General features: G+C 64.9%; 11 protein-coding genes and 1 tRNA gene. 9 read left to right on the top strand and 3 right to left on the bottom strand.

Going from position 1 to position 14,244, the window contains the following annotated elements:
* The first annotated feature begins 2 nt into the window (after nt 1-2).
* Nucleotides 3-1,382, top strand: a complete 1,380-nt coding sequence (gene gor / locus AC3WUF_RS14315) for a glutathione-disulfide reductase (protein WP_492426702.1) — start codon at nt 3-5, stop codon at nt 1,380-1,382.
* Nucleotides 1,383-1,487: 105 nt separating this feature from the next.
* Here the strand turns inward: gor and AC3WUF_RS14310 are convergent, their stop codons facing one another.
* Complete coding sequence (locus tag AC3WUF_RS14310) at nt 1,488-2,486, bottom strand: ketopantoate reductase family protein (protein WP_492426700.1); 999 nt, start codon at nt 2,484-2,486, stop codon at nt 1,488-1,490.
* Between the two features lie 176 nt (nt 2,487-2,662).
* Here AC3WUF_RS14310 and AC3WUF_RS14305 point away from each other — a divergent pair, with 176 nt between their 5' ends.
* The 5 genes from AC3WUF_RS14305 to greB all read left to right on the top strand — a co-directional run bounded on the left by AC3WUF_RS14305 (nt 2,663) and on the right by greB (nt 10,946).
* Nucleotides 2,663-5,935, top strand: coding sequence for an adenylate/guanylate cyclase domain-containing protein (locus AC3WUF_RS14305; protein ID WP_492426698.1), 3,273 nt, complete (start codon nt 2,663-2,665; stop codon nt 5,933-5,935).
* Between the two features lie 36 nt (nt 5,936-5,971).
* On the top strand, nt 5,972-6,766 hold the full coding sequence (locus AC3WUF_RS14300) for an outer membrane lipoprotein-sorting protein (RefSeq protein WP_492426696.1): 795 nt from the start codon (nt 5,972-5,974) through the stop codon (nt 6,764-6,766).
* 3 nt (nt 6,767-6,769) lie between these two features.
* Nucleotides 6,770-9,484 (top strand): MMPL family transporter, encoded by a 2,715-nt coding sequence (locus tag AC3WUF_RS14295; protein ID WP_492426694.1) that lies wholly within the window; start codon nt 6,770-6,772, stop codon nt 9,482-9,484.
* A gap of 86 nt (nt 9,485-9,570) precedes the next feature.
* Nucleotides 9,571-10,419: an SDR family oxidoreductase gene (locus AC3WUF_RS14290; RefSeq protein WP_492426692.1), complete on the top strand. Its 849-nt coding sequence runs from the start codon at nt 9,571-9,573 to the stop codon at nt 10,417-10,419.
* A gap of 23 nt (nt 10,420-10,442) precedes the next feature.
* On the top strand, nt 10,443-10,946 hold the full coding sequence (gene greB / locus AC3WUF_RS14285) for a transcription elongation factor GreB (RefSeq protein WP_492426690.1): 504 nt from the start codon (nt 10,443-10,445) through the stop codon (nt 10,944-10,946).
* Between the two features lie 49 nt (nt 10,947-10,995).
* Here greB and AC3WUF_RS14280 read toward each other — a convergent pair.
* Together AC3WUF_RS14280 and AC3WUF_RS14275 are read right to left on the bottom strand one after the other, a co-directional pair.
* Nucleotides 10,996-11,072, bottom strand: a tRNA-Pro gene (locus AC3WUF_RS14280).
* Between the two features lie 18 nt (nt 11,073-11,090).
* Nucleotides 11,091-12,059 (bottom strand): polyprenyl synthetase family protein, encoded by a 969-nt coding sequence (locus AC3WUF_RS14275; protein ID WP_492426688.1) that lies wholly within the window; start codon nt 12,057-12,059, stop codon nt 11,091-11,093.
* Nucleotides 12,060-12,302: 243 nt separating this feature from the next.
* Between AC3WUF_RS14275 and rplU the strand changes: the two genes are divergently transcribed.
* The 3 genes from rplU (at nt 12,303) to cgtA (ending at nt 14,219) form a co-directional block, all read left to right on the top strand.
* Complete coding sequence (gene rplU / locus AC3WUF_RS14270) at nt 12,303-12,617, top strand: 50S ribosomal protein L21 (protein WP_492426686.1); 315 nt, start codon at nt 12,303-12,305, stop codon at nt 12,615-12,617.
* Nucleotides 12,618-12,662: 45 nt separating this feature from the next.
* Nucleotides 12,663-12,920: a 50S ribosomal protein L27 gene (gene rpmA, locus AC3WUF_RS14265; protein ID WP_492426684.1), complete on the top strand. Its 258-nt coding sequence runs from the start codon at nt 12,663-12,665 to the stop codon at nt 12,918-12,920.
* 90 nt (nt 12,921-13,010) lie between these two features.
* Nucleotides 13,011-14,219, top strand: a complete 1,209-nt coding sequence (gene cgtA / locus AC3WUF_RS14260) for an Obg family GTPase CgtA (RefSeq protein ID WP_492426682.1) — start codon at nt 13,011-13,013, stop codon at nt 14,217-14,219.
* Nucleotides 14,220-14,244 lie beyond the last annotated feature (25 nt).

Genomic DNA, 14,244 nt, shown 5'->3' with positions numbered 1-14,244 from the left:
CGATGGCAGCTGACGACTACGATCTCTTCGTCATCGGTGGCGGCTCCGGCGGGGTTCGCGCCGCGCGGATCGCCGCCAATCACGGCGCCCGCGTCGGCATCGCCGAGGAGTATCGCTTCGGCGGCACCTGCGTGATCCGTGGCTGCGTGCCGAAGAAGCTGATGGTCTATGCCTCGCGCTTCGCGGACGAGTTTGCCGACGCCGCCGGTTTCGGCTGGCAGCTGGAAAAGCCGGCTTTCGACTGGGCCAGCCTGATCGCCAACAAGGATCGCGAGATCGCGCGCCTCGAAGGCATCTATGCCGGCAATCTGGAAAAGGCCGGGGTCGTCCTTCACCGCAGTCGCGCCCGCATCGAAGCGCCACATGCGATCCGTCTGTCCGACGGCAAGACGATCCGCGCCGGAAAGATCCTCATCGCCACGGGCGGCGCGCCGAAGAACGACGACCGCTTCCCGCTGGGCGGCGCGATCATCAGCTCGAACGAGCTGTTCAATCTGCCGGAGCTGCCGCGGCGCGTCGTCGTCGTTGGCGGCGGTTACATCGCCGTCGAGTTTGCGTGCCTGTTGCACGGCCTGGGCGCCGAAGTCACGCTGATTCATCGCGGCGACGAACTGCTGCGCAACTTCGACGACGAGTTGCGCCAGCATCTGCGCGAGGCGATGCAGGCGCGCGGCGTGAAGATCGTGCTCGGGCAGGGCATCCGCACGATCGAGCAGGGCAAGGAGAATGCCGCGGCGCAGCTGACATTGGACGATGGTTCAAAGCTCGTTGCCGAGCGTGTGCTTTTCGCGATCGGCCGGCAGCCGAACTCCGCAGGCCTGGGCCTGGAGTCGCTCGGCATCACGCTGGGCCGCAACGGCAGCATTCCGGTCGACGAATATTCCCGCACGATGGCCGCCGGTGTGTTCGCGGTCGGCGACGTCACCGATCGCGTCAACCTGACGCCGGTGGCGATCCGCGAAGGCCATGCGTTCGCGGATACCGAGTTCGGCGGCAAGCCGACGGCCTTCGATCATTCGCTGGTCCCGACCGCGGTCTTCACGACGCCGGAGCTGGGCACCGTCGGTCTGACCGAGCAGAAGGCGCGCGAGCAGCATGCCAACGTCGACATCTATCGCGCGAGCTTCCGTCCGCTCAAGGCGACGCTCAGCGGACGCGGCGAACGCGAACTGATGAAGCTGGTCGTCGACGCCGACAGCAACAAGGTGCTCGGCGCCCACATGATCGGCAACGACGCCGGCGAGATGATGCAGCTGCTGGCGATCGCGATCCGCATGGGCGCGACCAAGCGCGATCTGGACGCCACGCTTGCCGTGCATCCGACGGCGGCCGAAGAGTGGGTCACGATGAGCAAGCCGGCGCAGCAGCATCGGCGAGCCTGAGGCGCATCCAAAGTAGCCCGGGTGAAACCCGGGATGCGCGTTCTGCTCAGCTCAGCCCCCGGGTTGCACCCGGGCTACGGATGCTGAGAAATCGAAGCCCGAGCGCTATTTCAGCCCTAGCGACGCCAGCAACTCCGATGGCTTCAGGTACGGCGGTGGCTGACCCGCTGCCTCCATCCGATGCACCAGCTCGACAATTTTCTGGTTGAGCGGTGTCGGCAACTGGTGTTCCTGGCCGACATGCACGATCTCGCCATTGAGCTGATCAACCTCGGTCAGCCGGCCGTTGGCGATGTCGGAAACCATCGACGGGTAGGCGCCTTCATTCAGGCCGTTCTTGATCCGCGCGATCCACCACAGCAGCGGCGTGTTGCCGGTCAGCAGTTTCTTGTAGACCGAGAACGGGATCGGCATCGGCAGCTTGTAGGCAATGCCGGCGCGTTCCAGCAGGTCAACCGCTTCGCCGGCAACCGCGGCATAGGTGACGCGCAGCTCGCGGCGGGTGAACAGATCCTTGAACGTCGTGTGCGTCAGCGCGCAGATCGCGTTGGCCAGGTTGATCAGCAGCTTGCCCCAGGCCGCCGATTCGCCGGCGACCTGCGTGACCTGCATACCGCCGCCGCGGAATGCCGCCAGCAGCCGCGGATCATCGCTGCCGATCAGCGCGGAAGGGCGCGTCGTCAGCTGCGCATGCAGCGGCGCCAGCAGCTGGCCGTTGAACATCACCGACATCGGCACGACCCGGGTCCTCGGATAGCGCGCGCGGATGCGCCGCAATGCGCTGATGCCGTTCAGTGTCGAGACGATCGTCGTCCCGGCGGGAATATCGCCCAGCTGGTCCAGCAGCCCTTCGAGCTGGGGGAATTTGACGCAGATCAACAGGTAATCGATGCCGTCCAGCGCGAGCGACTGGGTCAGGGCCGGCCGTGGCGCGAGGATGGGCGGGCGTCCGCTGCCGGCCTGCTCGACGCGGACTTCAGCCAGCCCCTGCAAGGTCGCCAGGTCCTTGGCGCGGGTATAGAGCTGCAGGGGTTCGCGCCCGACATTGCTCAGGTAGGCGGTCAGGATGGTGCCGACCGCACCGGCACCGACGATGAGCATCATGGATCGTTCTTAGTCATCCGTTGGGCCGCCACCGTGGACCAGGGACCAGGGTTCAGTCAAACCGAGGCCCGCTTCACGTTCTTTACCCGCCGGGTCATTGGCGCGCGACGGCGCACAATGGATACTTCGGTATCAGGCTTTCCGGGCGGGCTCCCAGGCAAATCTCCGAGTGGACGATGAGTGACGGCATTCTGAATTGCGGCGACTGCGGGGCGGGCAATGCCGCCGGCGCGCGGTTCTGCAATCAATGCGGCACCCGCCTTGGCGAGACGCAGCGCAGCTACACCCCGCGGCATCTGCAGGAAACCCTGGCTCAGCCGGCCACGGTGCAGGGCGAGCGCAAGCGCGTGACGGTGCTGTTTGCCGACATCAAGGGTTCGACGCAATTGGCGGAGCAGGCCGGCGCCGAGCTGTGGCACGAAGTGCTCGACGGCTTTTTCGGCATCCTGTCGCGCGTCGTCCACGAGTATGAAGGCACGCTCAACCAGTACACCGGCGACGGCATCATGGCGCTGTTCGGTGCGCCGCGCGCGCTGGAGGATCACGCCCAGTTCGCGGCGCGGGCGGCGCTGGAGATGCAGTCCGAGGTGCGCCGCTTCGCCGACGATCTTCGCCTCAAGCATAGCCTCAATCTCTCGATGCGCGTCGGCCTCAACAGCGGCGAAGTCGTGGTCGGCCGCATCGGCGACGGACTGCGCAGCGATTACACCGCACAGGGACCGACGGTCAATCTCGCCGCGCGCATGGAGCACATCTGCGAGCCGGGGCGAATCTATCTTTCGCGCGACACCGCGGCGCTGCTTGAAGGGTATTTCCGCCTGCGCCCGCTGGGGCAGACCCAGGTTGCGGGGCTCGACCAGCCGGTCGAGGTTTTCGAGCTGGAGAACAGCCAGGGCCTGCGTACCCGGCTCGATCGCAGTCTGGCGCGCTCCGGTTCTCCGTTCATCGGTCGCGAGCATGAGTTGCAGCAACTGCTCGCGGCGATGGATCAGGTGCGCAATGGCAGCGGCCAGGTTGTCGCCGTCGTCGGCAATGCCGGCATCGGCAAATCGCGCCTGTGTCATGAGTTCGCGAATGCCTGCGCGCGGTCTGGCGTCGATGTGTTGCGCGCCACCGGCGTGCCTTACGCGGCGCGCGTGCCGATGTTCCCGATCCGCCAGCTGTTGCGCGCGAAACTCGGCGTGCCGGACAACGCCACGGCGCCGGAGGCGCGGCGCTGGATTGCCGGCGCCTTGTTGCTTGAAGATCAGGCGAACGCGGCAGTGCTGCCGCATGTCTTCGATTTTCTGGGGATTGCCGAAGCGCGCGACACGAGCGCGCAGGGGACGCCGGCTTCCGAGCAGATGATGGAACGCCTGGCGGAATATCTGCCTTGCGACGAGTTCTCCACCGGTCTTCGCCCGCAGGTTCTGCTGGTCGAGGATCTGCATTTCGCAGACAGCGCGACCGAGGAATTCCTGCAGCGCCTGATGACGCATGTGCGCAATCATCGCTGCCTGTTGCTGGTCAATTTCCGCCCGGACTATGCGAGCGACTGGCTGCAGCCGCTGATCGATGAATCGATCATGGTTTCCGCGCTGCAGGCCGAACACCTCGAACAGCTCGCCCGCAATCTGCTCGGCAGCCATGCGTCCGCCCAGCCGCTGGTGCAGAGCCTCGCGCAGCGCGCCGGCGGCAATCCGTTCTTCGTCGAAGAGGCGGTCCTGGCGCTGGCCGAAGGCGGATGGTTGCAGGGCCGGCCGCGCGAATGGCGCATGGTGCGCGCGATCCAGGAATGGCCGTTGCCCGATAGCGTGCAGGCGCTGCTGGCGGCGCGCGTCGATCGCCTGCCGGACCGGCTGCGTGGGCGTCTGCAGTCCGCGGCGGTGATCGGACAGGATTTCGACATCGACCTGCTGGCGACCTTGAACGGCGAAAGCGAAGCCCTCGTCGAGCAGGATCTGGCAGCGCTCGAGGAACTCGGCTTCGTTCATCACCGCGACGAGCAGCGCTACGCGTTCTGCCATCCGCTGGTGCAGGAGGTCACGTACCGCACGCAGCTTGAGGCGCATCGCCGCACCGTGCACGCAAGGCTGGCGGCAATTCTGGAGTCGCGTCATCCGGAGGCAGCCGAACAGCCGGGCGAGATCGCGCTGCGCATTGCCGACCACTGGCAACGCAGCAACGAGTGGGCGCATGCCGGGCGCTGGAACCTGATCGCGACGCGCTGGGCGCTGACGCAGAACATCGCGCTGACGCAGGATCAGTTTCAGCGCGCCCTGGCGAACTACGATCGCGCGCCGGACAGCCCCGAGGTCGGGCGCGCACGCATCGCTGCCCGCGCCGGCGTGATCCGTCTGGCGCAGTTCACGACGATCAGCGAAAGCGAGACCGATCGGGTTTACGCCGAAGCCCGCGCGATGGCCGAGGCCTGCGGCGAAGTCGCCTGCGAGATTGAGCTGCTGATTTCCTACGGCAGCGATCTGCTGCATCGCGGTGAAGTCGACGCCGGGCAGCGCATCCATGGCGAGGCGATCGAGCTGTGCATGAACAACGGTATGGCGCCGCTGATCAACCGCTTCCGCCTCGCTGTGCTGCAGACCTACAACTCCGCCGGCCAGGTGCGACGCATCGTCGAGATTCTCGATATCGCCGGTAGCGACTGGAGCCGGCGCCCGGTCGACGACGAAAACTACATGTCGCGCGGTTTCTACGGTCTGACGCTGGCCTGGCTGGGGCGGCTCGCGGATTCCTCGGACCATCTGCACGAGGCGCTGCATTACGCGCAGCAGCACGGCAAGGCCGCCAGCTGGATGCATGTCGGCCTGGTCGATCTCGCGTCGTTCAATGGCGATCTGGCGGCGGCGCTGCCGGCGGCCATGCACGCCGTCGAGCAGGCGGAGAAGTTCGGCAGCGCGTTCTTCCGTGCCTTTGCATTACGCGGCTACGGCTTGGCGCTCTGCCTCAACCGGCGTTACAGCGAGGCGCGCGAAGTGCTGACCGAGGTGTTGCCGCTGGTGGTCAAGGGCGCCAACGCCTACCAGTTCGAAGCCAATGTGCTTTCGCTGCTGGCCACCGCGGAGCTGGGCTGCGGCAACGTCGAGCGCGCCGAGACGCTGGCCCGCGCGGCACGCGACAGCGCGCTGACCGTCGGTGCGAAGTCCTGGGAGCTGGTGGCCTGGCTGGTCTGGCTGCGCCTGCCGGCGACCGCTGCGCGGCGCGCCGAGGCCGCGGTTGGACTTGCGCAGATGGAGGCGCTGATCGACTTCACCGGCGCCGAGGGCTACCGGCCGTGGCTGCATATGGCCCATGCGCACTGGGCGTTGCGGCCGCAGGACCGCGAGCAGGCCGAGCAGCGGGCTCTGCGGAGTTTCAAGGAGATCGGTGCCGATGCCTATGCCAAGTCCTTGGCAGAACGTCGCGCACGCCGATCGGTAACAGTGTCAGAATCGGTCCGAGAAAGGGTCTGAAAACCTAAAGGGTCTAAAACCATGGGGGCGGCACGCATGACCAGTTTGAGCACGGGCGCTCGGCGTCTGTTGTGGGCGATGGCCTTGACGCTGCTGCCGGCTGCGGCCGCTCAGGCAAAGACGATGGAAGAGGTCAACGCCTGCATGCGGGCCAATATCCCGAAATCCGTCCAGATCAAGGAATTCGACCTTACCGCGACCGACCGTGCCGGCGGCATCCGCGAGTTGCGCGGGCGTCTGCATGCGGTGCGCGAGGAAGAAAAGCTGCGTGCGATGATGAAGATCTCGGCGCCGACCGACATGGCAGGTGCCGCCTACCTGCTGCGCGAAAAGGAAGGCGGTGACGAGAAGTACATCTACGTGCCGGCGCTCAACAAGGTCAGGCGCGTGACCGGCGCCGACGCCGAAGGCACGCTGTGGGGCACCGATATTTCCTACAGCGATCTGCGTCAGCTCAACAACGCATTCACCGATGGCCACAGCACGCTGGAAGGCGAGGGCGATCTGGCCGGCCGCAAGGTTTATATCGTCCAGGTCAAGCCGGATGCGGCCGCCGGACAGTCGCGGTTTTCCAATGTGAAGCTGTGGGTCGATCAGCAGACCTGCGTCGGTCTGCGCGCCGATTTCACCGAAGGCACGACCGTGCGCAAGCGCTTCGATGTCGACCCGAAGTCGCTGCGTCAGGCCGGCGCGATCTGGTATGCCGGCGAGGCCTTGATGAGCGACCTGGGCCTGGGCTCGAAGACGCGCATCCGCATCGTGGGTCTCAGCAGCGACATCAGCCTGTCCGGCCGCTATTTCAATCCCAGCACTTTCTACGTCGGGGGCTAGCCCATGCAGCGCCTGATCAACTGGCTGGCGGCGCATCCGCTGCCGATTCTGCTGCTGACCGCGCTGATCTCGATCGCGGCAGCGTTGACGCTGGTTGATCATCACACCGGAAAAATCCGCCTGCAGGTCGATCCGTCGCTGGAGCGACTGCTGCCGGCGACCGACGAGGACCGTGCGCTGTTCGACCGGGTACGCGAGCAGTTCGGCGAGACCGATCCGATTCTGCTCGCGCTGCGTTTCGACACGGTCTACAGCGCCGAGAACATCGAGAAGATCGACCAGCTCTCGCGGCGTCTGCGCGAGTTGCCGGGCATCAGCCAGGTCATCTCGATCGCGACGGCGCAGAATCCGGTCGCCGACGACTTCGGCATCGATCTGAGCACCTTCGCCGCACAGGCGCGCAGCAATCCGGCTTCGGTGGCGGGCTTTGCCGAGCAGATTCGCGACAATCCGATGTATCGCGACGCGCTGGTGTCGGCGGACGGCAAGGTCGCGGCGTTTGCGCTGTCGCTGAACAGCATCGACGAGAACGAGTTTCGAGCGGAGAACTACACCGGGCAGATTCGTGCCCTGGCGCAAGAGATCACCGGTGCGGAACAGGTCTGGATCACCGGCAGTCCGGTGATCAAGGCGGCAACCACTGACGCGATCCTGCGCACGCTGGCGTTCACGATGCCGGCGATTTTTGCGCTAGTCGTCGTCATGCTGCTTTTCGCCTATCGCAGCGTCCGCGCGGTGCTGTGGGCAACGACCGCAATCGCCCTGTCTCAGCTGTGGACGATGGCGAGCGCCGTCGTGCTCGATCTGTCGATCAACCTGGTCACGGCGATCGTGCCGCCGCTGGTGACGACGATCTGTCTGTCGTACACGGTGCATGTGCTCGCCGAGTTCTACGAAGCGCGGCACAGCGAGACGACGTTCGTGCGCCTGGAGCGCGTGATCCGCCGCATCGGTGCCGCGCTGATGCTGTCAACCGCGACGACGATCGCCGGCTTCCTGGCGCTGCTGCCCGGCTCGCTGCCGGCGATCCAGCAGTTCGGCGTGCTGTCGTCGCTGGGCGTGATGTACTCGACGTTCCTGTGCCTGCTGTTTCTGCCGTCGATCCTGACCTACCTCGGACCGAAGCGGCAGCTACGGGCTACGGGTGAAGCGTTCTTTGCCCGCAAGGCACGCAAGATCGCGCTGTTCGACCTCAAATGGCGCAACTGGATCATCGCGATCGCCGTGCTGTCGATTCCGGTCGATCTGTACCTGATCAGCAAGATTCGCGTCGGCACCGAGTACATCAAGGGTTTCCACGCCGATGCGGAAGTGCGCGTCGACTACGAGGCGATCAACAGCGCGTTCAACGGCGCGAATCTGGTGTCGATCGTCATCGAGACCTACGTCAACGATGCACTGACCGATCCGGCACTGATCCGCGAGATCGACCAGCTGCAGGACTGGCTGCGTCAGCAGCCCGAAGTCGGTGCGGCGGTTTCCTACGTCGATCATCTCAAGCTGATCAATCGCAATCTCAACGACGGCGATCCGAAGCAATACCGGATCCCGGACAACGCAACCGCGATCAAGCAGCTGCTGATCTTCGGCGGCAGCGACGAGATTCGCCGCGTCATCGATTCACGCTTCCGCACGGCGCTGATCGCCGTGCGCATCAACGTCGACGGCTCGATTCCGATCGCCGATTTCGTCCAGCGTACCGAGAGCCGCCTGCGGCTCATGACGCCGCCGCTCAACGGCCGTGTGACCGGCAGTCCGGTGCTGGCGACCCGCACGGTCAACGAGATCGCTTCCGGACAGCTCAGTTCGCTGCTGATTGCGTCGACGGCGATCTGGGCAATGCTGGCGCTGATGTTCACGTCGGCGCGCTCCGCGCTGCTGGCGATGCTGCCGAACCTGTTGCCGGTCGGCCTGTACTTCGCCGTGCTCGGCCTGTTCGACATCACGCTCAATCCGACGACCAGCCTGATCGCCTGCGTCGTGCTCGGCATTGCCGTCGACGACACGATTCACTTCCTGACACGCTTCAACGTCGATGCGCGCGCCAAGGCCAGCGAGAAAGCGGCCATCAAGAGCGCGTTGGTGACGGTCATGCGGCCGGTGACGTTCACGATGCTCGCGCTGGTGGCCGGCTTCATGGTGTTCACCGGCAGCGAGCTGCAGAACCAGGTGCAGTTTGGCGCGCTGGCGGCGTTCACGATGATCATCGCCTGGGCCGCCGATCTGCTGTTGACCCCGGCGCTCGGCTCCAAGCTGCGCATCGTCACGCTGTGGGATATTGTCCGCCTCGATCTTGGGCAGTCGCCGCAGCATACGATCCCGCTGTTCTCCGGCCTCTCGCTGCGTCAGGCGCGCATCTTCGCGCTGGTGTCGCGGCTCGAAAAGCACGAAGCGGGTACGCGGGTGATCCAGCAGGGCGACTACGCGCGCGACATCTACGTCGTCGTCGACGGCACCTTGCAGGCTTCGGTCGAGCGCAATGGTGAAAACAAGATCCTGTCGACGGTACAGCGCGGCGGCGTGATGGGCGAGGCCGGCTACTTCGGCCAGCGCCGTACCGCGAATGTCGACACGATCTCCGCCGTGCGCCTGCTGCGCTTCGATTCGCAGGATCTCGAACGCCTGCGTATCCGCTATCCGCGCATCGCTGCGGTGATCTACCGCAACCTCAACCGTATCCAGGCCGAGCGGCTGGCGCGTGCGACGGCGATGCTGTAGCGGCATCAGCAATGCAGATTGTTGATGCGAGCCCGGTCCTCAACGGCTAGGCTTTGACCCTCATTTCAGGACATTCAGGATCGCCCATGAGCCTCAAGGGAAAGACGCTGTTCATCACCGGCGGATCGCGCGGTATCGGTCTGGCGATTGCGCTGCGCGCCGCGCGCGACGGCGCCAACGTCGCGATCGCTGCGAAGACCGCGGAACCGCATCCGAAACTGCCCGGCACGATCTACAGCTCCGCGCAGGAGATCGATGCAGCGGGCGGCAAGGGCCTGCCGATCCTCTGCGACATTCGCGACGAGGAGCAGGTCAAGGCGGCGGTCGCGAAGACCGTCGAGACCTTCGGCGGCATCGACATCCTCGTCAACAACGCCAGCGCGATCGGCCTGACTGGCACGCTGCATACCGACATGAAGCGCTATGACCTGATGAACGGGATCAACGCGCGCGGCACGTACCTCACGGGCCGTGTCTGTATTCCGCATCTGAAGAAGGCCGCCAATCCGCACATCCTGACGCTGTCGCCGCCGCTGGAGATGCGCCCGCGCTGGTTTGCGCCGCATGTGGCGTACTCGATGGCCAAGTACGGCATGAGCCTGTGCACGCTCGGCTGGGCCGAGGAGTTCCGTAAGGACGGCATCGCCGCCAACTCGCTGTGGCCGCACACGACGATCGCGACTGCCGCGGTGCAGATGGTCGGCGGCGACATGGTCATGAAGAAGTCGCGCACCGCCGAGATCATGGCCGATGCCGCACATGTGATCCTCTGCAAACCCTCACGCGAATTCAGCGGCCAGTTCTGTGTCGATGATGTTGTGCTGCGCGAAGCCGGTGTTACCGATTTCTCCAAGTACGCCGCCGTGCCGGGCACACCGGACAAGGATCTCGCGCCGGACTTCTTCCTGCCGGACGATCTGCTGAAGATGGGCTGAGCCCGGCCGATTCCTGCCCTGGCATGTCGCGCTGGCGTCCGCCACCGGAGAAGTCCTCGCCGCACATCACCGCGGCGGGGCATGCGCGCCTGAAGACGGAGTTCGATCACCTCTGGCGCGAGCGCCGGCCCGAGGTCGTACGCGCCTTGACGGCGGCTGCCGCCGAAGGCGACCGCAGCGAGAACGCCGAATACCAGTACCGCAAGAAGGAACTGCGCGAAATCGATGCGCGGCTGAAATACCTGACGACGCGGCTACAGGAGGTCACCGTCGTCGACGTGCGCCCGCGCAGCGACGGCAAGGTCTACTTCGGTGCTTGGGTCGAGATTGCCGACGAGCAGGGCGACACGCGGCGCTATTGCATCGTCGGCGCCGACGAGACCGATGCGCAGGCCGGCCGCATCAGCATCGACTCGCCAGTCGCACGCGGCCTGCTCGGCAAATCGGAAGGCGACCAGATCACCGTGCATCTGCCGGGCGGCGTGCAGCTCATCGAGATCATTGGCGTCAGTTACGACGCCGCATAGCCCACAACGCAAAAAGCCCGGCGCTGGCCGGGCTTTTCGATGACGCGGTTGGTCGGGGTGATAGGATTCGAACCTACGGCCTCTTGCTCCCGAAGCAAGCGCTCTACCAAACTGAGCTACACCCCGCTTGTTGCTTTGACTGGCTTACGCCGCGCGATTCGCGTTGTAGCGGGCCAGATCAACCAAGGCGGTCTTGTAAGCCGAAACGGGAATTTCGCTTAAAGCCTCGGTCGCTTCGCGGCTGTGCCGTTCAGCGAGGGCGCGAGTGTAAGGAATCGCTCCGGTGGATTCAACAATTTCCATCACTTCCTTGAGCTGATCGACGCGGCCCTCGCGAATTGCCTGACCGATCAGCGCGCTTTGCGCGGCATTTCCGGTCTTCATGGCATGGATCAGGGGCAGGGTCGGCTTGCCTTCGGCAAGGTCGGTGCCGATGTTCTTGCCGCTGACGGCGGGGTCGGCGATGTAGTCGAGCAGGTCGTCGACCAGCTGGAAAGCGATGCCCAGGTGGTGGCCATAACGGCCCAGGGCGTCCTGGACGGCCTGGGGCTGGTCGGCAGCGACGGCGCCGAGCCGGCAGCCGCCTTCGAACAGGCGGGCCGTCTTGAGCTCGATGACGCGCAGGTAGCGCGCCTCGTCGACGGCTGCATCGCCAGCGTTGAGCAGCTGCAGCACCTCACCCTCGGCGATGGCGTTGGTGGTGTCGGCCATGATGCGCATGACTTCCATGCGGCCGCTGTCGACCATCATCTGGAAGCTGCGCGAGTAGACAAAGTCGCCCGCCAGGACCGCGCCGGCATTACCCCAGACCGCGTTAGCGGTCTTCAGGCCGCGGCGCAGGCCGGACTCGTCGACCACGTCGTCGTGCAGCAGGGTGGCGGTGTGGATGAACTCGATCGTTGCAGCATGCAGGATCGCCTCGTCGGTGCCGCAGCCCAGCGCCCGGGCGCTGAGCAGGACCAGGGCCGGGCGCAGGCGCTTGCCGCCGGCCGACACGATATGGGCGCCAATTTCGTTGATTAGTGCCACTTCCGAGTGCAAACGGCTGCGGATCGTGGCGTCGACCCGCTGCATGTCGCCGGCGATCGGGGAGAGAATGTCTTGGAGTTTCATCGCGGCGGGATGCTAGGGGGCTGTCCGGGTGGAGTCAATTAAGGTTTTGCCCGAAGGTTTCGTTTTGAATGCATGGACTTGGCCAGGGCTGCGGGCCGCGCCTGCCGGCAGTGGACAGCCTGTGGGTAAACATTGACGCGGGCAGGGCCTGTCCCTACAATTGCGCGCTTCATTTGGGCCGGGTGGCTGTACCGCCGCGGCTTACAACTAAAATTAGATCGTTGTTCAGCTTGGAGTTTTAACATGTACGCCGTGATCAAGACGGGTGGTAAGCAGTACAAAGTGGTTCAGGGTCTGACCCTCAAGGTCGAAAGCCTGGTTGCCGAAGTCGGCAGCACGGTCTCTTTCGACGAAGTGCTGATGATCGCCAATGGCGACGCACTCAAGGTTGGCGCGCCGAAGGTTGCAGGCGCTGCCGTCAAGGCCGAGGTGATCTCGCACGGCCGTGGTGAGAAGGTGCGCATCGTCAAGCACCGTCGCCGCAAGCACTATCACAAGGAAATGGGCCATCGCCAGAACTTCACGGAAGTGAAGATCTCCGAAATCGTCGGCGCCTAAAGCGCTCGATTCCCAAGACCAGACCAGAATCAGGAGTTAAGCGAAATGGCACATAAAAAAGCAGGCGGCAGTACTCGTAACGGCCGCGATTCAGAGAGCAAGCGACTTGGCGTCAAGAAGTTCGGCGGCGAGAACGTGATTCCGGGCAACATCATCATCCGCCAGCGTGGCACGACGTACCGCCCGGGCGTGAATGTCGGCCTCGGCCGCGATCACACGCTGTTCGCCCTGGTTGAAGGCACGGTGACGTTCCGCAAGCGCGGCGCCAACAACAAGCTGCACGTGGACGTGGTTCCGGCCTGATCCGCGAGTTGATCGACAAAAAGCCCCGGACTCCCGGGGCTTTTTTGTCTGTTGCACGATTGCTGTGTTGGATTTCTGAGTGGCCTTGAAGTGAAGTTTGTCGACGAAGCAAAAATTCTGGTCGAGGGAGGCAAGGGCGGCAACGGCTGCATCAGCTTCCTGCGCCTGAAATACATCCCGTTCGGAGGACCGGACGGCGGCGACGGCGGCGAAGGCGGTAGCGTCTGGGCTGTCTCCGAAGCCAATCTCAACACGCTCGCGGATTTCCGTTACACGCGTAAATTCCGCGCCGCATCGGGCGTTACCGGGCAGGGTTCGAACTGCAACGGCGCCGGCGGCGAAGATCTGGAAATCCGCATGCCGCTCGGCACGCGCATCTTCGATGCGGGCACCGATGAGCTGATCGGCGAACTGATGCGGCCGAACCAGCGCATCAAGGTCGCCAAGGGCGGCGCGCGCGGCCTCGGCAATCCGCACTTCAAGTCCTCGATCAACCGCACGCCGTACAAGTGCACCAAGGGCGAGCCGGGCGACCTGCGTGAGCTGCGCCTAGAGCTGTCGCTGATGGCGGACGTCGGCCTGCTCGGTCTGCCGAACGCCGGCAAGTCGACGCTGCTGGCGTCGGCGTCGGCGGCACGGCCGAAGATCGCCGATTATCCGTTTACGACGCTGTATCCGCAGCCGGGCGTGGTGTCGCTCGGCATGTCGCGCTCGTTCGTCATGGTCGACATCCCCGGCCTGATCGAAGGCGCCGCCGATGGCGCCGGTCTGGGCATCCGTTTCCTCAAGCATCTGCAGCGCACGCGCCTGATGCTGCATCTGGTCGACATCCTGCCGCCAGATGAAAGCGACATCGTCGAGAACATCAAGACGATCAACGGCGAGTTGAAGGCCTTCAGCGCCGAACTGGCGCAGAAAGAGCAATGGCTGGTCTTCAACAAGATCGATGTCATGACCGAGGCCGAATCTCAAAAGCTGATCGAGAAGACGCTCAAGAAGCTGCGCTGGAAAGGTCGCTGGTTCGCGATTTCCGCGGCCACCCGCCGCGGCTGCGATGAACTTTGCGAAGCGGCGATGACCTGGGTCGAGGCCAAGGTCGAGGCTGCTGCCGCCGAACTGGCGGCCAAGGACGCCGAGATCGCCGCGCTGGCCGCCGCCGCGCCGGTGAAGAAGCCGCGCCGCGCACCGGTGGCGCGTCGCAAGCAGGGCGAAGAAGTGCCGAACAAGGACCTTGGCCGCGCGATCACGGCGAGCACCAAGAAGCGTCGTCAAGCGCCGCCGAAGCGGCCCCGCGATTAAACCCAGAACCATTCGATAGCCGGCG

The sequence above is a fragment of the Fontimonas sp. FW305-C-3 genome, assembly GCF_058783185.1.
This window is presented reverse-complemented; position numbering and strand designations above follow the sequence as displayed.

Coding starts and splice junctions, on each gene's coding strand:
- gor (WP_492426702.1), top strand. CDS start 3: ATGGCAGCTGACGACTACGATCTCTTCGTCATCGGTGGCGGCTCCGGC.
- AC3WUF_RS14310 (WP_492426700.1), bottom strand. CDS start 2,486: ATGATGCTCATCGTCGGTGCCGGTGCGGTCGGCACCATCCTGACCGCC.
- AC3WUF_RS14305 (WP_492426698.1), top strand. CDS start 2,663: ATGAGTGACGGCATTCTGAATTGCGGCGACTGCGGGGCGGGCAATGCC.
- AC3WUF_RS14300 (WP_492426696.1), top strand. CDS start 5,972: ATGACCAGTTTGAGCACGGGCGCTCGGCGTCTGTTGTGGGCGATGGCC.
- AC3WUF_RS14295 (WP_492426694.1), top strand. CDS start 6,770: ATGCAGCGCCTGATCAACTGGCTGGCGGCGCATCCGCTGCCGATTCTG.
- AC3WUF_RS14290 (WP_492426692.1), top strand. CDS start 9,571: ATGAGCCTCAAGGGAAAGACGCTGTTCATCACCGGCGGATCGCGCGGT.
- greB (WP_492426690.1), top strand. CDS start 10,443: ATGTCGCGCTGGCGTCCGCCACCGGAGAAGTCCTCGCCGCACATCACC.
- AC3WUF_RS14275 (WP_492426688.1), bottom strand. CDS start 12,059: ATGAAACTCCAAGACATTCTCTCCCCGATCGCCGGCGACATGCAGCGG.
- rplU (WP_492426686.1), top strand. CDS start 12,303: ATGTACGCCGTGATCAAGACGGGTGGTAAGCAGTACAAAGTGGTTCAG.
- rpmA (WP_492426684.1), top strand. CDS start 12,663: ATGGCACATAAAAAAGCAGGCGGCAGTACTCGTAACGGCCGCGATTCA.